The sequence below is a fragment of the Paenisporosarcina sp. FSL H8-0542 genome, from assembly GCF_038632915.1.
GTDB lineage: Bacteria > Bacillota > Bacilli > Bacillales_A > Planococcaceae > Paenisporosarcina.
Genome location: NZ_CP152050.1, coordinates 2,552,277 through 2,569,397, shown reverse-complemented (window position 1 = coordinate 2,569,397; position 17,121 = coordinate 2,552,277). Strand labels below are relative to the sequence as shown.

23 protein-coding genes are annotated in these 17,121 nt (G+C 33.2%); 19 read left to right on the top strand and 4 right to left on the bottom strand.

Annotated elements, in window-relative coordinates; translation table 11 throughout:
- The first annotated feature begins 70 nt into the window (after positions 1-70).
- Together MHH33_RS13200 and MHH33_RS13195 are read left to right on the top strand one after the other, a co-directional pair.
- On the top strand, positions 71-436 hold the full coding sequence (locus tag MHH33_RS13200; protein ID WP_016427968.1) for a DUF4440 domain-containing protein: 366 nt from the start codon (positions 71-73) through the stop codon (positions 434-436).
- Between the two features lie 210 nt (positions 437-646).
- Positions 647-1,351 (top strand): hypothetical protein, encoded by a 705-nt coding sequence (locus MHH33_RS13195; RefSeq protein ID WP_016427967.1) that lies wholly within the window; start codon positions 647-649, stop codon positions 1,349-1,351.
- A 209-nt stretch (positions 1,352-1,560) separates the two neighbouring features.
- On the opposite strand, the gene MHH33_RS13190 is transcribed toward MHH33_RS13195, so the two are convergent.
- Complete coding sequence (locus MHH33_RS13190) at positions 1,561-2,439, bottom strand: DMT family transporter (RefSeq protein WP_016427966.1); 879 nt, start codon at positions 2,437-2,439, stop codon at positions 1,561-1,563.
- A gap of 265 nt (positions 2,440-2,704) precedes the next feature.
- On the opposite strand from MHH33_RS13190, the gene MHH33_RS13185 reads away from it, so the two are divergent.
- From MHH33_RS13185 to MHH33_RS13150, 8 genes are all read left to right on the top strand, one after another.
- Positions 2,705-2,839 (top strand): hypothetical protein, encoded by a 135-nt coding sequence (locus tag MHH33_RS13185; RefSeq protein WP_342541995.1) that lies wholly within the window; start codon positions 2,705-2,707, stop codon positions 2,837-2,839.
- 79 nt (positions 2,840-2,918) lie between these two features.
- Positions 2,919-3,242 carry a PadR family transcriptional regulator gene (locus MHH33_RS13180; protein WP_036659785.1) on the top strand — a complete coding sequence of 108 codons (324 nt, stop codon included), beginning with the start codon at positions 2,919-2,921 and terminating at the stop codon, positions 3,240-3,242.
- The gene (locus MHH33_RS13175; RefSeq protein WP_016427964.1) at positions 3,243-4,004 is read left to right on the top strand and encodes a hypothetical protein; all 762 of its coding nucleotides are present in this window, start codon (positions 3,243-3,245) and stop codon (positions 4,002-4,004) included. It begins immediately after the preceding gene.
- 348 nt (positions 4,005-4,352) lie between these two features.
- Positions 4,353-4,742, top strand: coding sequence for a hypothetical protein (locus MHH33_RS13170; protein ID WP_016427963.1), 390 nt, complete (start codon positions 4,353-4,355; stop codon positions 4,740-4,742).
- A 373-nt stretch (positions 4,743-5,115) separates the two neighbouring features.
- Entirely contained in the window at positions 5,116-5,379 is a 264-nt protein-coding gene (locus tag MHH33_RS13165; RefSeq protein ID WP_016427962.1) for a hypothetical protein, read from the top strand.
- A 189-nt stretch (positions 5,380-5,568) separates the two neighbouring features.
- Positions 5,569-5,967, top strand: coding sequence for a DUF5071 domain-containing protein (locus MHH33_RS13160; protein ID WP_342541994.1), 399 nt, complete (start codon positions 5,569-5,571; stop codon positions 5,965-5,967).
- Between the two features lie 78 nt (positions 5,968-6,045).
- Positions 6,046-6,783, top strand: coding sequence for a type II toxin-antitoxin system HicB family antitoxin (locus MHH33_RS13155; RefSeq protein ID WP_342541993.1), 738 nt, complete (start codon positions 6,046-6,048; stop codon positions 6,781-6,783).
- Positions 6,784-7,415: 632 nt separating this feature from the next.
- Complete coding sequence (locus MHH33_RS13150; protein ID WP_342541992.1) at positions 7,416-7,712, top strand: hypothetical protein; 297 nt, start codon at positions 7,416-7,418, stop codon at positions 7,710-7,712.
- Between the two features lie 188 nt (positions 7,713-7,900).
- Here MHH33_RS13150 and MHH33_RS13145 read toward each other — a convergent pair whose 3' ends face one another.
- On the bottom strand, positions 7,901-8,863 hold the full coding sequence (locus MHH33_RS13145; protein ID WP_342541991.1) for an HTH domain-containing protein: 963 nt from the start codon (positions 8,861-8,863) through the stop codon (positions 7,901-7,903).
- 110 nt (positions 8,864-8,973) lie between these two features.
- Here MHH33_RS13145 and MHH33_RS13140 point away from each other — a divergent pair, with 110 nt between their 5' ends.
- From MHH33_RS13140 to MHH33_RS13100, 9 genes are all read left to right on the top strand, one after another.
- A complete protein-coding gene (locus tag MHH33_RS13140; RefSeq protein WP_342541990.1) occupies positions 8,974-9,453 on the top strand; it encodes a GyrI-like domain-containing protein in 480 nt (159 codons plus the stop codon).
- 22 nt (positions 9,454-9,475) lie between these two features.
- Positions 9,476-9,940 (top strand): phage tail protein, encoded by a 465-nt coding sequence (locus tag MHH33_RS13135; RefSeq protein WP_342543776.1) that lies wholly within the window; start codon positions 9,476-9,478, stop codon positions 9,938-9,940.
- Positions 9,937-10,095: a hypothetical protein gene (locus tag MHH33_RS13130; protein ID WP_342541988.1), complete on the top strand. Its 159-nt coding sequence runs from the start codon at positions 9,937-9,939 to the stop codon at positions 10,093-10,095. Before MHH33_RS13135 ends, MHH33_RS13130 begins: the two co-directional genes overlap by 4 nt.
- A 185-nt stretch (positions 10,096-10,280) precedes the next feature.
- Complete coding sequence (locus tag MHH33_RS13125; RefSeq protein ID WP_342541987.1) at positions 10,281-10,502, top strand: hypothetical protein; 222 nt, start codon at positions 10,281-10,283, stop codon at positions 10,500-10,502.
- Between the two features lie 217 nt (positions 10,503-10,719).
- Positions 10,720-10,884, top strand: coding sequence for a hypothetical protein (locus MHH33_RS13120; RefSeq protein WP_342541986.1), 165 nt, complete (start codon positions 10,720-10,722; stop codon positions 10,882-10,884).
- A 143-nt stretch (positions 10,885-11,027) separates the two neighbouring features.
- Positions 11,028-11,354: an antibiotic biosynthesis monooxygenase gene (locus MHH33_RS13115; protein ID WP_342541985.1), complete on the top strand. Its 327-nt coding sequence runs from the start codon at positions 11,028-11,030 to the stop codon at positions 11,352-11,354.
- Between the two features lie 151 nt (positions 11,355-11,505).
- Complete coding sequence (locus MHH33_RS13110; protein WP_342541984.1) at positions 11,506-12,048, top strand: GNAT family N-acetyltransferase; 543 nt, start codon at positions 11,506-11,508, stop codon at positions 12,046-12,048.
- Between the two features lie 432 nt (positions 12,049-12,480).
- Entirely contained in the window at positions 12,481-13,161 is a 681-nt protein-coding gene (locus MHH33_RS13105; RefSeq protein WP_016427949.1) for a response regulator transcription factor, read from the top strand.
- Positions 13,158-14,993 carry an ATP-binding protein gene (locus MHH33_RS13100; protein ID WP_342541983.1) on the top strand — a complete coding sequence of 612 codons (1,836 nt, stop codon included), beginning with the start codon at positions 13,158-13,160 and terminating at the stop codon, positions 14,991-14,993. The genes MHH33_RS13105 and MHH33_RS13100 overlap by 4 nt, the downstream gene beginning before the upstream one ends.
- Before the next feature lie 433 nt (positions 14,994-15,426).
- Here the strand turns inward: MHH33_RS13100 and MHH33_RS13095 are convergent, their stop codons facing one another.
- Both MHH33_RS13095 and MHH33_RS13090 read right to left on the bottom strand, forming a co-directional pair.
- The gene (locus MHH33_RS13095) at positions 15,427-15,945 is read right to left on the bottom strand and encodes a hypothetical protein (protein WP_342541982.1); all 519 of its coding nucleotides are present in this window, start codon (positions 15,943-15,945) and stop codon (positions 15,427-15,429) included.
- A 397-nt stretch (positions 15,946-16,342) separates the two neighbouring features.
- Positions 16,343-17,074 (bottom strand): N-acetylmuramoyl-L-alanine amidase, encoded by a 732-nt coding sequence (locus tag MHH33_RS13090; protein ID WP_342541981.1) that lies wholly within the window; start codon positions 17,072-17,074, stop codon positions 16,343-16,345.
- Between the last annotated feature and the right edge of the window lie 47 nt (positions 17,075-17,121).

Genomic DNA, 17,121 nt, shown 5'->3' with positions numbered 1-17,121 from the left:
TTTAGTTGAAGATGATATGACGAGTTATTAGTATAGTTTTATTATGAACAATAATTAAGGAGAGTGGAAAATGAATAGTGAATCTTCATTGAAAGAACATTTATGTCACTTGGAAGAGAAGTTGTTAAAACCGGAAATTCGTTCATCCCAAACAGAGCTAAATAATTTACTTGCAGACAATTTTTTTGAAATTGGAAGTTCGGGTAAGATGTTGTACAAGGAGAATGGTATTGGGGAGAAGGGGATAGGTTTGGTAGAGATGACATTAAGTGATTTTGAAATACATCCATTATCGGAAGATATTGTTCTAACTACCTACCGTATATTTGACGAGATAAAAAACCAACATTCTTTGCGTAGTTCAATATGGAAATTAAAAAATGACAGGTGGCAAATGTCCTTTCACCAGGGTACCAAAACAAGTGATTCGCAATAATTTCAACTTCAACTAACGGGTGCTTTACTTCAATAAGGAGTGGAGCCTTTTTTTCTTATTGAACTAACGGAGCAGGTTAGTTAAAGAAGCATAACCATATTATTGGGGTTGTTTTTCCCATATACTGTATAATTGAATTAAGATATTATCGGTATCGGAATATTCAAATCTGGAGCAGTTTTAAAGATTTATTTTTTTGGGGGGAAAGGTTTGTTATATTTATCTTTATTTATTGGTATCGTTTTAATTGTCATTATAACTAAACTTACGCAAATTTTTAAATTATCAAGAATTTGGGAGTTGCTTGGTCAGATTAGTGCTTCACTTGTAATAATAATGGTCGGTAAACTTGATGTTAGTTATTTTAATCTAATTTATGGTAATCAAATCGAATTAGGATATTTGACGATTCCATTTTCTTTATTATTTATTGTAGGTTTTACAAATGTAATGAATATGGAAAAAGTGCAAAATTATTTAATATTATGGTTACCATGTGTTTCATTAATTTGTCTTTCTATATTGTCTTTCAACATGGGATATTCATTTGTTTCAATAACGGGGATTTGTGCTAGTTTAACGATTATGTTGATTCTGCTATACGGCTATTATTCGGGTAAAGTATTTGTAGGTAGAACACTTACTACATTAATAGGTTTTATAATTGCAGTACTTTCACTAGCCCTTAAAACAGTTTATATTCCTATATTTACGTTAGCACTACCATTCGCTCTATATTATTTAATTCAAAATAAATTTACGTCTGTACAATCAATTACAATTAGCTCTTTAATGGGTATTCTATTTAGCGTATTAATGTTTATAGTCCCTTTAAATATATTATGGTATCTTGTTGTTGGGTTAACGGTCATTTTGGTTATCACGCAATTGTCTCGTAGATATCGCTTTATTTAGAAAAAAATTTCGATTACCCAATCTTAAGGGGGCTTTATCATCAAAAAACTGAAGCCAATCTTCAACAAACCGGTGCTTTACTTCAAGAAGGAGTAAAGCATTTTTTGCGTTTTTTCTTATTGAACTAACGCAGCAGGTTAGTTCAATAAGGAAGATTAATTTCTAACATGCAAAACCCCTTCAAATAAGGTTGAAGGGGTTTTGTAATACTAATTTTTCTCGTTAATAACGAATAAAACACCAGTGAGAATTAGGATAGATCCTATCCAAAACGTTACACCTATGTTCTCGCCTAAAATAAGCCATCCAAGTAATGTTCCAACCACGGGTTGAAAGAAGAAAAATAACCCGCCATTTGAGGCGTTAAGCATTTGCAATCCACGATTCCAAAGTAAAAATCCAACTGCTGTTGAGATAACACCCAAATACAAAAGTCCTCCCCAAATAGTCGGGTGAGTCAATTCAGAGATATTAATTTCGTGTAACCGCGGCAAAACAAAAGGGGTCAATACAATTAGGGCAACCAATATAGAATAGGTCGTTACCACAATTTGTGAATAATCACTCGGCAACTTTTTTACAAGTACAGACATGAGTGCCCATGTTAAAGCAGCAATAAGAAGCCAAATCCCACCAAGTGTACTGGACATACTCATATTACCAATTCCAACAATGAGTAGTACTCCAATTGTTGCTAAACAAACGGAGATTCCCTTTTTTAATGTCAAACGTTCTTTAAGGATTAAGCGAGCAAAAATAACCATAAATGCTGGTGTTGAAGAAGTTATAATGGCTCCCATTTGTGCTGTGGATAGCATTGTACCAGTTTCCTGAGCAACAATTGAAATCGCATTACCAATGACCCCAATAGCTACGATTAATAAGAAATAACGTTTCTCAATTCGCCAGTTTTGTCGTGTTATGAAGCCGATAACGAGAAGTGCAACAATTGCCACTAAATATCGCATCCACACAAGTTCGAGTGGAGGTATCACAGATACCACAACTTTAACAACAACATACATACCGCCCCAAATACTGGATGCTAAAACTAAATATAATGAACCTAATAAGGTATTGTTTTTCATTTTTTGTACCCTCCGTCTTTTGTTTAGGTCGAAAATGCACCTAACGGAGAGATGTAGTCACCTTCACTCCATTAAGAGCAGAAGAGTACTACTGGTACATCGTTTTCAAATAATGGAGTCCAATACATATTGATTCACCTCTGTTCAAATCTAACTTCAAATATATGTGTATTATTATAGCAGAGAATATTAAGTATTTGGACGAAACACCCACACAAAGAATATGATGAACTCGCAAAAGAAGTTTTAGAAACAATCTAAATTAATGAATGCTCAACTAACGGGTGCTTTAGTTGAACATTTGGCTGCCTTTCATGGCAAAACGAGTGCGTTAATCCACCAAGGAGCAATAAACCGCTATCTTGTAATGCAAATTAGTTGTTTTATTACTTTTTATTAGCTATAGTGTATTACAAGTTACTTATTTTCTTTGTATCATTTAATGAAAGGCAGTGAGTTTATTGGCTACGTCCACCCAAATGTTGAAAGGAATCTTGGAAGGTTGTTTGTTGGCGATTATCAAACGCGGAGAGACGTATGGATATGAAATGATTGAGAAATTAGAAGATTTTGGTTTCAATATGGTCAGTGAAGGGAGTATTTATCCTGTTTTAATGAGGATGCAGAAAGAAAATCTGGTCACAACAGTAATGAAAGCTTCACCAAATGGACCGAACCGAAAATACTATACAATCACCGAAGCAGGGCAAGATGAACTAGCTGATTACCATGCAAGGTGGAAAGAACTTTCTCAGGCAGTGCATGCTTTATTTGATAATGACATAAACAAAGGAGTGGAATAAATGCTAACAACAAAAAGTGTGAATTTCATTGATAACCTTCGAATGTACTTACTCACTTCAGGGAAAAATGAAAACGAAGTGAAAGAAGTAACAGAAGAATTGCGTGATCATTTAATTGAATCTGAAAAGCGTGGAAAGAGTATAGATGAAATAGTCGGGGGTACTCCTGAAGCTTATATGGACTCCATCAAGCTTGAGATGAAAACAGATTATATAAGTATTGTGAAAAACATTCCGATATACTTTTTAGGGATTATTGCTTATTTTATTATGGGACCGGCAATTAGGGGTGAATTTGAATTGAACATTGTTCAATTAATTGGGTTTCCAATAATTTCAGTAATTGGACTACTCATTTATGTTTTTTTGCTCCAAAAAGCTGGGAAAAATCAATATTCATCAAAGAAACTCTTCTTTATTGGAATCATTGCCAGTTCAAGTGTTACTGCATTATTCATCCTTCTTTTGTTAGGAAGTAACTTTCTAGTAGAACCGTTCTACAAAGCTAGCCCTATAGTAACCTTGGGCATTATAGTAATTTGCGTAGCAGTTTTTATCTTATTAGCCTTTTGGGGTAAGACTTTTTCAGCCATTTGGATACCAACGTTATTGTTCATACCTGATTATTTTTACCGTTTTTCAAATTTAAAGGACGAAACAATATTGATTATCGCTGCTGCATCGTTTGTTCTTATTTTCATTTTCATGATGTTGAACTTATTAATTAGTGATCGATTAATAAAGGCAAAAGTTATGAGATAAAGGAAGTAAATAGCTAATATTAATTGTCGCGTATCTGAGCAACACATTCTCTAGACAATTATAAAAACGCTAGTAATGTTATGTGTTTCTAATACAAATAAATCAGGGTGCGATTACCTGCGGGGGTTATTTCAACCCAGCATGCATGCTTCATACACTCACTTCCGAAAGGCTCGGTTAAAGACGCGTGTTGATTTTCCTCTCTAATTAACCTTCCCCGTTATTAGTACGCTCCTTATTGAACTAACGGGTCAGGTTAGTTCAATAAGGAATTAGTTACCAATACATAAGTTCTGATATTTTGAGACAATCAAACAGTATCTAGACTTTAAAGGTAAGGGGTAAAAGATGAAGAAATATATGTCGTTAAACTTAATTTTGTTTACTGCTTTTTTGACAGGAACCATACTTACGATATTTATAATATATAAGGATATTGATACTTCGCTATCTCTTAAATTTATTATAGGATATGTAATTTATCTTCTTCTATATGGTTTGTTCTTCATCTTTTTAGTTATTGCGAATACAAGGAAATTAAATTGTATTCAAATAAGAAAAAGGTTTTTTACGTTTATTATTTGGTTTATTTCTTTAAGTGCATTGCACTATCTTCTTTCTTATTTTTTCAGACGTTCGGAAATGGATGTTTGGGATTTAGGTACTCCTTTGGGTGTATCAATTGGATTGGCATTTTCTGATTTAATGTATTGGAAAAAGAAAGTAAATGAAAAATAGTGATCCTTAATGAACTAATGGGTGCTTTAGTTGAATAAGGACCACTAAAAAAAGCTCAAACTTTTTTATAAAAAACGAAATAACTAATAACAAATTAAGAAGCCATTTTCAATCTTTTTTCAAAATGGCTTCTTTTTGTCTGTCGTAAAATATTGGTTTGCGAAATGACCCTAGGAAGGGGAGTGAACACTATTCGTCATTTTACTCTTCGGGTATTGTTTTAGCTAAAATAATACCCTTGGTTAACTCCTGAATATTATTACCCGAGATGGCAATGGTCCACCTGATAATATTGAGTTTGATACTATCTCCAATCTATCAATGGGATAGCTTGGAGATATAGATTGAAAAAAAGTTAAGGATGTGTTTTTAAATGGGATTGTTTTTTGAGAAGAGAAAATATAAAAGCACAAAACCTTTTATATTCATTAATGTCCTGATGGTAATGTTAATTGGATTTGTTTTGTTAATGGGAATCATCAATAATTTTGAAGGCTTTTATGTTCGTCTAACATTCATTTTAGTAGGAGTGAGTTTCATTATCGAAGGATTAGAAACTTATTTGCATAAAGAAAAAAGTTGGGTCTATCTTTCAAGCTTTGGAATAGGCGTTCTGTTTATTGTCTTACAGTTCTAATATTCATACTGGGGCTAACAAGCTACTAAACTCATTTTACTTTTACTTTGCATGCTCATCTTTGGACAATAATTATGAAGAGAGTGGACTATATAGCTAAAAGAATTCAAGCAGATATAATCAGTGATTAAGCTCTGGAATAATGGTTGACTCAACAGATATTAGCGTCATGCTTACAATTGAAATGGAGTGATACATCTGGGAAGCTTTAAAGATTTTCTGCCACGACATAAAACTGATGATGAAAGAGTTGAAATGATTAAAAAAATGGATAGAGCTCAAGTATTACCATTGTTGCCTAGCCTTCTCGAATGGATCCAAGATATGAATTGGCCAGTGGCACGAGGCGTATTGGAACTACTATTGACCTTCCCAGAAGAAATTGTTCCCCATGTGCAAAATGTATTAACATTATCAGATGATGATAGTTGGAAGTATTTTATATTAAATCATTTAGTCAACTACTTGCCTATAGAGTCTAGAATGCAATTTAAAGAGTATCTAACCAGAGTTGCCGAGGCACCTACAGAAAGTGAACTGTACGAAGAACTTAATGAAATCGCTAAAGAGATTTTAGATACAATCTGAATCTACTAATTTATGATTTTTACATAGATATTGGATTAAAACTCGAAAAATACTTATGGAGAAGAGGACATTGTAAGAATGGAATACAAAAAACTAGTCTATCAAGCATGTATTAAACAACACAAAGAAGGGGATTTTGGTATATATTTTCCTAATCTATTTCCTGAAGATGGCTGGGAATATCCATTAGCAGTAGGAACAACCAGACTTGAAGCGATAAAAGAAGCCCAAAAGCAACTTGCCTTTTCTTTAGCTGGGATCTTATATGACAATGAAGACCTTCCAAAGCCATTACCTATTCAAAGCAAAGACCTACTAGAAGGGATGGAAATAATTGATATAGAAACTGCTACTAGTCTTGATTCTGAAGAAATAAAGGAGCATTTGAAAGGGCGCCATTGGCATATTAGCTATTACTTTGAAGACAATGAAGATGAGGGTATCGAGGCAATTGGATATAAAAATGACCAGGGAGAGTGGGATATATACTTCGATGATTATTCAGAGGACGAGAAAACCCTATTTTTTGATTCCTCTTATAAAAAAAATAAAGAGTGGCCATATAATATAATCCTATTTTCTGTTCATTTACGTTCCGAAGCACAGGAGAAATTTAATCACTTTGTTGAAAATGTAATTTTAAAACGACGTACTTCTATTGAGTGGTTGGAGAGGGAAAAAGATCGATTAGAATCTGAAGCGAATTTTAATAAAGCTCTTAATGACTTAATTGATGAAAAAGTGAAAATTAGAGAGATTAGTGAAAATGAAGCTGCTTTAATGAAAAATGAAATCACCACTAATGTAGATAACTAATTCCAGTTAACTTAAATTGCGTAGTGTAACCGTAGATTTTCCGGAATTCTGTTAAGTATTCTAATTAAACATAGTTAAAAAGAGAACAAAGGATAATTTGCCAATGCTAAATGAAACTTTTTTAAATATAGTTGTACATATGATGGACTCATCGCGAAAATGGTGGTGAAAAAAGGTTATGGAATTGTTAAGAGTGTTTTTTGGTCTAATCGCAATTTGTTTAGGTATTTATTTACTAATACAACTATTTAAGTTCAAGAAAGAATTTGATAAAGCAAAAAATAAGCAAGAGAACTTTCTACAAAAATGGGAGAGGGATTTCTCGAGGTATATTATGTTAGCAGTTGCTATGGTAATCTGTGGTTTAACTGCTACAGTGTTGAGTTGGTTTTAGATGAACGCTTGAATATTGAACACAACAAAAGGACCTTTCATTAGGTCCTTATTAAATATCATTAAAAGAGACGGAAAAAGATCTTACCTTTTCCGTCTCTTTGATAATTATATATATGGAAAATTTATTTAAAGTTGGAGCTTTTATTCGTTTCAAACGTATTAAAGTAAAGGGGCAGGTTAGTTGAACAGTGTTGTATAACTTGTGTTCAACAATCGGGGTATGAGGGGTGAAATTATTGGCTACACAAAAGAAGAGTAAATGGTCACTTGCTTTCAGTATTATAGGAGTAATTGCATTTGGAGTTAGCTATTTTATATCTAAAAATCCGACTTTTATAGAAAAAATCGTTATTGGGATACTTTTTATCTTTGGAATTATACTTATGGTAGGCGGTATTATCTCGGGCATTTGTGCCTTTAAGACAAAGGAGAAGGGAATTCTCAAATATATAGGATTTTTAGTAATAATTCTTCTTGTTATTGGATTAGCTTTACCACTGTTGCTTATGGTTTTATTTGGATTTGGGGGATAATTTGTATACGGTGATTCTGCAAACGGGCGCGAATGTTTAAGAAGTGTCTCTGTTCTTATTCAACTAACGGATGCTTTAGTTGAATAAGGACAACTAAAGACTATAGTTAGGTTTTCCAACGATCGTCTTTTTGCTTCGATGTCAAAAAACTCACCATGCAGTAACGCTGTTTCCTTGATTGATACATTTTATGGGCAGTATAAGCATAATCTCTCCTGTAAACCTTCCAAGACTTCTTCTGGCACTTCCCTGACCTTGATATCCCCACCTAGGAAAAGTAGCCAATTTGTTATTTCGGTCACTTCTTCGGGCTTATTAACATTGATAAAAGTCTTTAGAATGGCTGTGGTTTGGTAAGGATTCGTATAGGAAATTGAAACTTTTAAAGGATGGTATTTTTTGAACTGGGCAATCGCTTTTGGACCAAGTTCAAGGACAAGGTTGATTACTTCTTCCTGCTTACTTAGTTTTTCTAAAATCTTTTTCTTACTTAATCTTTTTTTCGTCGGGTAAGGTTTGACATTGGTGAGATGCTCGACAGGAAAAATCTGCTTCTTTTCTTCCTTTAAGTCAAAGCCTTCAATCAGCCAAAGGCTTTTTTCATGATAAAGGTGCAAGAGATAAATTGGATAAGACTTTATTACCTTCTCTTCTTTGATGGTAATCAATAAATAGCTATCCAAAAGAAGGATTTGGATGAGTTTTTCTAACATGGGATGGGGGAGGTCTGAAAGATCAAGTAGGTCGGGATTATTGGGGTTGGTCCCTTCAAAAAGCAAGATTTGATTTAAAAGAACAAGGTCATTTTGCTGGTTTTCTGAGATGAGGCCTAGTAATTTTTCAGCTAAAGACTGACGACTCTTTAGATAGGGAAGTTGTTGATTTCTTGTGGCCATAAAGGCAATAAAAAGAGCTTTGACCTCATTATCGGTAAAGCGAACAGCGGGCAGGACAGAGTTGTGCATGACAAAATAACCCCCATCCCTTCCAACTTCAGCGACAAGTGGCATCCCCATGGCCTCAATTTCTCTGATATCTCTAATAGCTGTCGAACGAGAGATGTTAAATTCTCGCATGATTTCAGAAATTGTAAAGTGGGCGCGGTTGTTGATATACCGCATAATGATATTAATCCGTTCAACTTTTTTCATCGTGACTCCTAAACAGTATCATTTTTTGACATGATTTAAGGCTATCATAAACCTATCAAGTGAAGAAGACAATTCATTTGATAAATATAAAAAAGAGGAAGGTTTTGAATATGGCAGATTATACCTTAGAAGAAAAAGACAGCTTTACCGTTTTAGGTTTTGGAACTGAGCTTAAGAGCGATTACACAGACTTTGCTGGCATAAACAAGGAAAAGTCAGACTTTTGGCAAGCCTTCAGCCAAGATGGAAGGCTTGACTCTTTAAAAGCCATAGCCACAAATGACTACATTTTTGCCGTGAACGAAGCAGTGAATAACAAGATGATGCATTATGCTGGCGTCATGACAGAGGCATCGGCACCAGAAGAAGCCAGAGTAATCCAATTTCCTAAAGGGGAATACCTAGTTGTTAATGGGGAAGGTAAGACGGCTGATGAATTGAATAATAAGCTTGTTGGCCTTGCCTTCGGTCAAGTCTTGCCAGAAGCAAAGAATTTTGCCTATGTTGGTGGGCCAAATGCAACGGTTGAGATGGGGCAGCGAAACGGCTTAGTTTTTGGTGAAATGTGGATTCCTGTTGTTAGGAAATAAAAAGATAAAAGGAGAGATGGAAATGTCCTATATCGTTGATTTTAAAAATGTGTCTACGGTTGGTTTAGAATCTTCACCTGTAGTAGAGGCGCTTGCTGGTTTACGTGCTAATGAAGCCCGTTACTTTATGAACAAATACAAGCATGAATTTACGGTTGTACCAGCTAGCGAAGGCCAGGAGACCCTTGATTATGTGAACCGAATTTTGAAAGAAGATCGTGATATTGAGTTTGCGGCCCAACCTTTAGAAACGTCGCGTTTTCAACTGGAAAATATCAAATTTGCTTACGTCATTTATGAGGATGGTCTTGTGGTCAACGTCATGTATACGGTTGATGGCCCTAGGAAGCGGGCCGTTGGTTTTAAGCTTTCTGAGGGGATGGAGGTACCAAACGAGTTAGAAGGGAAGTTTAAGTTTGCTAGGCAGAAGTCTAAACTAGCTGGAACAATTCGGGGCTCGTTTTTTGTAATTAAAGGAGAATATTGAAGTATGCAAAAGCGGAAGTCCTTGTTACTCCATTAAAGGGCGCGATTGTGGAACAACACAGACAGAAAAAGATCAAACTTTTTTATAAAACCAGACTTAAATCTGCTGAAAAAGAATCCATTTTGAACAATTTCTTTCAAAATGGATTCTTTTAATTTATTGTAAAATATGGGTTTTAGTGGTACTTTTTAATCAAACTTTATTCCAAAGCAACAAGAAGACTTTCTACGAAGATAATTGGATATTTTTGTTTAAAATATAATAGAAATTGCGAAGGGAAGTTCTTAAGTTACGCAGCAAGTTAGGAAAGTAATTCACAAAAAGGGGGTGTATTAAAAAATTGGATTTATTACTTTGGATAACTGTTGGTTTCATCATAATCGGATTTATTGTTCTCGCTTCTATGAAAAAAAATATGGATAGTAAGCTCACTTTTATAATAAGAAATATGGAAAGTAAGAAAAGTTCAACTAAATCCATAGTTTGGTGGATAGTGGGAACCACAGTTTGGGGTGGAGCGAGTCTCATTCTTATTGGGTGGTGGTTTAGTGGGATTTGGTAATTTTTTGGCAATGGATTTAGAGGGAGGTAGTTCATTTTTGTGAAGAAATGTACGTAAACAAACGGAGGCTTTACTTCAATAAGGGGTAAAGCCTTTTTATTATTCAACTAACGGGGCAGGTTAGTTTAAGAAGGTTTTTATTCACAAGGTATAGAATGAAAGGAATATAAATAAAAATTCAGAGGTGACGATTGAAAATGGAAAGGAGTCTGTTTTGATGTCAGAAGATAAAAAACATATACAAAAAAAGGTACAGGCTAAATATAGGAGTATTAAACAAAAATACAGCGAAGATAAAAATTTCGATAAAAAAGAGTTTACTATTCTCGCTATAATCGTATTATTAATTTTCTTGTTGGATGCTATTTTTCCATCCTTTTAGAAAAGTGCGTTTTCCCCTAACAGGTGCATAGATTAAAGCATTTATTATTTAACTAACGGGGCAGTTTAGTTCAATAATAAGACCTGAGATTATGCTGGAATTTTTTATATTAATGAAAAATAAATTTCTAAGGGGACTTACATATGAGTGGAATTGCGAAAACTCCTGAACCACCTTATTACGCAGTGATTTTTTCTTCACAAAGAACTGAAGGAGATAATGGTTACGGCAGAATGGCGGATAAAATGGTGGAATTAGCTTCTCAGCAGAATGGATTTTTAGGTGTCGAAGATGCACGGGATGAAGGACTAGGAATTACTGTTTCGTATTGGGATTCTTTACAATCCATAAAAGAATGGAAGGAAATTTCAGCCCATAGAGTAGCACAAAATAAAGGGAAATCTGAATGGTATAAAAACTTTTCTCTCAGAGTTTGTAAAGTAGAGAGACATAACTTTTTTGGAATTTGACAATGTTATTTATTCAACTATCGGGTGCTTTAGTTAAAGATTATCGGGCTGCTTAAGCAGCTCTTTTTCTTATTCAACTAACGAGGCAGGACACTTTAAAAAGGATTACTGCAATTTCGTTTCAAGTGAATAGGAGTTGGGAGGGTTTTAGGTGATTAATGTGGTGATTAGAAGGCCAAGTATTGAGGACATTAAACAGTTAAATGAATTTTTTAGAATTGTTATTATTGATACGTTTAATAAGGAAGGTATAGTGGAGAAGTCGGATGATATTAATGATGAAATTAAAGTTAAGAAAAAATACTTAGAAAGTGATTTTGAAAGCAATGGTGAAAAAAGATATTTTTTGATTGCTTTAGATGGTGATAAAATTATTGGTTCAATTGAATACGGCCCAGCAAGCGATCTCATTAGTGATTGTACAAACAATACTTTCAAAGAGCTAATTGAAATAGGTACGGTATTTGTTCTTCCTGACTACCAGAGGATTGGGGTAGGGAATTTGCTATTAAATAAAATGTATTTTACTTTACAGAATAAAGGCATAGAAGAATTTTGTTTAGATAGTGGATATACTAGTGCACAAAAAATATGGAAAAAGAAGTTTGGAGAACCTGATTACTTGTTAAAGGATTATTGGGACGAGGGGTATGATCATATGATTTGGAGAGTCAAGGTTAGCGAACGGGTTTAGAATGAGAAGTAAAGAAGCATAAGTGCTTAATCAACTAATGGTGCTTGAGTTTAAGATCAATGAGCAGCTAATTAGCTCACCAGAAGGTTGCTGAAGCCATGACAAAATGGACTATTTATTTTTTGAGATCGTAAACTTTTATTCGGTATCTTTACCTAATCTTTATTTCGTCAGGCTATACTTTTTTGAAACAGAATTAAAAATTAAATTTATTGAAACTCAAATATTGAAAGAAGTTAGTACATTACCATTGGTAAACAATTAAATAACAATGGTAAAGTTGCAACATTTTTCTTATTTCCAGTTTTTTCTCTTTTAAATCTACTCCCGTTCTTAATAGGAACGATTTATTCATTTAAGTAATGGAGTAATCGAAGAGTTATTGGATAGAATCTAAGAATAAGGAGCATTGAAAGAGAGTGTGAATTGATAATGCAGTACAAAATTTTAATAGTAGAAGATGAGACTATTTTACGTGAAATTGTGAAAGATTATTTCCTAAACGAGGGTTATGAGGTGGTTGAAGCCATTGACGGTGAACAAGCATTAGAATCATTTCAAAAACATGCTTTTCATCTAATTATTCTTGATATCATGTTGCCAAAAGTAGATGGATGGACTGTTTGTAGAAGAATCCGTAAGGGATCAAATGTTCCAATCATCATGTTAACTGCACGTATTGATGAGGATGATACATTACTTGGGTTTGAGCTAGGTGCTGATGATTATGTCACAAAGCCATATAGTCCACCAATTTTATTAGCAAGAGTCAAACGTTTACTTGAAAGTCGATATCGATTGAATGAAGGATCAATAGATACTTTAACTAAAAATGGTATTACAGTAGATTTTTCTTCAAGGTTAGTAAAGGTAGAAGGAGTAAATATTAATTTAACACATACCGAATTTGAAATCTTAACATATTTAATGCAAAATCAAGGAATCGTGATTACAAGAGAACAACTCTTATATAAGATTTGGGGACATGACTACTTTGGTGATGATCGAACGATCAATACACATATTCGTAATTTACGAGCGAAATTAGGAAGCAAATCAAAACTGATTTCAACGATTATTCGAACAGGATATAAGTTTGAGGAGAGTTTATGAAATTCGGTATTGTTTTAAAATTATTTTTATTAACAACAACGTTATGTTTGTTAATTACAGGTACAATTTATATTGGTCAGACCATCTTCTTTAAGCAATACTATGAAAATCAGAAAGTAAATGATTTGAAATCAAGTATCAAATCATTTGAGAAACAATACTTAAAAAGTAATGGAAATGTGCAATCCATCCAGCAATTAGAGCAAGATTTTTATCGTACTCACAATACATGGATAACCACATTGGATCAAAATGGAAATATTATATCTTCAAATGATTATTATGCAGAAATTAAAATAAGTGACGCTAAAAATTCAAATCAATTCGTAACGATTCCACTGTATCATTTATTAAAAGGAGAAGATGTTTATAAAGATACTCCAACCATTATAATAGGAGAGGAAGTGGATCTTTATACGATTGAAAAAAATAATATAATAATCCCGTTTTATCTATATTTGGCACAGAATGATTCATATTTGGTAAATCAATTTATTTGGACAAAACTTGATAAGGAATTCCAAATGGATCATCATAAAGAATTTAATCTGCAAGATAAAATAGCATTAACAATTAAATATCAATCTCAATATCATTCTAATTTTCAAATCAGTCAATCAAAAGGAATCATACAGAATGTACGATTTCCTGATCAAAATGATGTTTCCAGTATCATCTATAGTAATAGCTTATTTATGGAGCGTATTAGTGAATTCCAAACAGATTTATTGTTTAATGAAGAAAATCATTTCACAACGATCAAAACGCTTGATTATGAGCAAAATGGAATAAAATATAAGCTATTCATTGATCCGGTTAAAGAAAAAAATGGGAACATCAGTTATATCTTTTCAATGGCTTCCTTACAACCTGTAGATGAAGCTGCACAAATGGTCAACGATTATTTTATATATTTGATAGCTTTTGTGTTACTACTAACTATTTTGGCTTCTTTTTACTATTCAATCAAAATTGCAAGACCATTATTAAAAATCAACAATTCAACTAGAAAAATTGCAGGCTTAGATTTTTCAGAACGAATTGAATATTACTCTAAAGATGAAATAGGCGATTTATCTCAGAATATAAATTTACTATCGGATACACTACATTCGCACATTACTCAGCTACAGCAAGACATTGAAAAAGAAAAACAGTTAGAGAATACTAGAAAAGAATTTATCTCAAGTGTCTCACATGAATTGAAGACCCCACTAAGTATTATGAAAAGTTGTATTTCGATCCTGAGAGACGGTGTTGCTAGTCATAAGAAGGATTACTACTTTGAAGCGATGGAAAAAGAAGTCGACAAGATGGATCGTTTAATTATTGATATGCTTGAACTAGCAAAGTACGAGTCCGGAACGTACAGAATGAAAATGGAATCTTTTTATTTAGACAAAGTAATTGAGCATATTTGTCATGAATTACATTTAGAAATAGAGAAAAAGCAATTAACCATTCATAAAGAATTGAATTCAATAAAAGTTTTAGCAAATCAACATCTTATCGAACAAGTCATTACGAACTACATTACAAATGCAATCCGTTATACGCCTTTGAATGAGCATATCTATATTTCGACCATCGTAGAGAATGAGCAGGTAAAAGTTTGCGTGGAAAATAAAGGGTCGCATATTCCAGTTGACCAATTAGAAAAGGTTTGGGAACGATTCTATCGAGGTGATACGTCTAGACAACGATCAGAAGGTAGTACTGGATTAGGCCTTGCCATTTCGAAAAATATATTAAATCTACATGGTGTGAAGTGTGGTGTCATGAATACTTCAGATGGAGTACTATTCTACTTTTATTTAAATATGAATCTTTGAAATGTACTGTATTTAAACATCACGTTACCATCCAATCTTTCATTTGAAGTAGATGACTGTTATTAAATGTGGTATGAAAGAAAGAGCGTCCTCCTAGCGAACTGCTATGAGACAGGGATCAAATCTCACCCATGTTTTGATTTGTGTTTATTTGGTTTTATAGGTACTCAGTTATCTTAATTCACTTGCTCTTTTTAACTTCTGCTGGATAACTTACTATTGTATCCATATAAAAACACCTCCAAGTTGTCTTTAGGTATTACATACCTGTTTTTCAACTTAAGGTGTTTTTATTTGTCTCAAACTATGGGGTCAGTTCCCAGTCAAAAAGAGGAGGCTTTCTTGTTTTACTTAAGATTTTAATATTCGAATTTTCTTAAATCGGTAAAGCGGTGAAACAGAATATTACTTCCAAGGTGTTTCAGTTCTGTGCTCAATTACTTTTGTGCTCAATTACTTGTAATACTTTCGGTTCAATATCTTTTAAACGTTGTTCCATTGAAGCAGAGTTTTTAGGAACTTCTCCATTATCTTCACCTTGAATCTGCACGATAGTTTGTGCTTTCGCAATGACCTCAATCACTTGTTGTGTAGAAACATTTTTAGATGATGCAATTTCATCAACCGATTTTCCAGTTGCTAATTCTTGTATTAATTCTGCACCATTCATATTTAATAAAGAAAATAGGTCTTGATTATTTAAAAACTCATTCGCAAAGTAATCAGGCTGACCATCCCATGTGAAAAAAGCCTCATCAGTAAAACTATATTGAGTTGGTATTTTTTTGCTTTCTTGTACTTTTACTTCTTGTTTTGTTATTTCATTCGATTTAACTATTTGTACCGCTTTTACTGACACATCTTTCTGATTTTGTGTAGCATAGGCACTTCCAGTTCCTACTAATAATGCTGTTGAAATACTAAGTACAGTGAATAAATTCTTTTTACCCATTTAAATTCCTCATTTCATAGTTTTATTTGCCTTACAAAAACGATTATAATTGGACAATGTAAAGATGAAACCAAGACGATATCAATTGGAAATAAAGTTTTTTAACTTCTGTGAAATTTTAATATCCCTCATTTCATTGTTTTATTTGTCTTACAAAATGATTATCACCGGACAATGTTAAGATGAAGTCAAGAAGGTGTCAATTGGAAATAAAGTTTTTGTATTTTGTGGAATTTTAAACCAAAAGATTACCGATTAACTTACCATAAAGATACTTGCCGTTATTGTTTAATTTTTTTAAAATCCAATTAGTCTTGTCAATGCAGTTCAGAAGTATTTTTGATTATTTTTTATAGACATTAACTTCTTATTTTTTTATATGTGGTTTAAATATTACTTATCTTAAAGAATCGATTATTCCATCAACAATTGAATTTGCCGTGTTTTTTTGAAACTCTTCTGAAGTCATACGCGCTTCATCTTTTGAATTTGAGATGAACCCAAGCTCAAGTAAGATGGCTGGTCTTGAGTTTTCTCTTAATACATAAAGGTCTCCTAATCTTACTCCACGATTTCTAGCATCTAGTCCATTTTTAAATATATTTTCATGTATTAATTTCGCTATAGGCTCGTCCGTATTATTATAATAAGTTGTAATGCCTTCAACATCATTTGTAAAAAAGGCATCAAAGTGTATACTAACGAACAGATCTGCATTCTCTTCTTCTGCAACTTTCACACGATCTTCAAGTGATACTTTCACATCGTCTTTACGGGTTAAAATAACAGTAGCACCAGTACGTTCCTCTAAATTATTTTGAATATTTTTAGACATTGTTAATGTTACATCTTTTTCAATTGTTCCATTCTGTCCACTTGCACCAATATCCCCTCCGCCATGACCGGGATCAATTACGATTGTTTTACCTGTTAAGATCTTTGTAGTAGTTTTTACTTTATTTTCAGAAGATGCTTCAGCTGAATTCACAATCTTTACAGAAGATTCTTTAGCTAAACCTTCATTATTTCCCATCATTCCATTACCTTGAAGTTTTATGATAGAAAATACCACTATAAATGCCATTACTAATAAAAAAATATATCCGTTCTTATTCTTTCTCTTTCGCATGAATATTCCCCCTAATTTTAATAACTATCTTCTAGATTTTAAAAGTC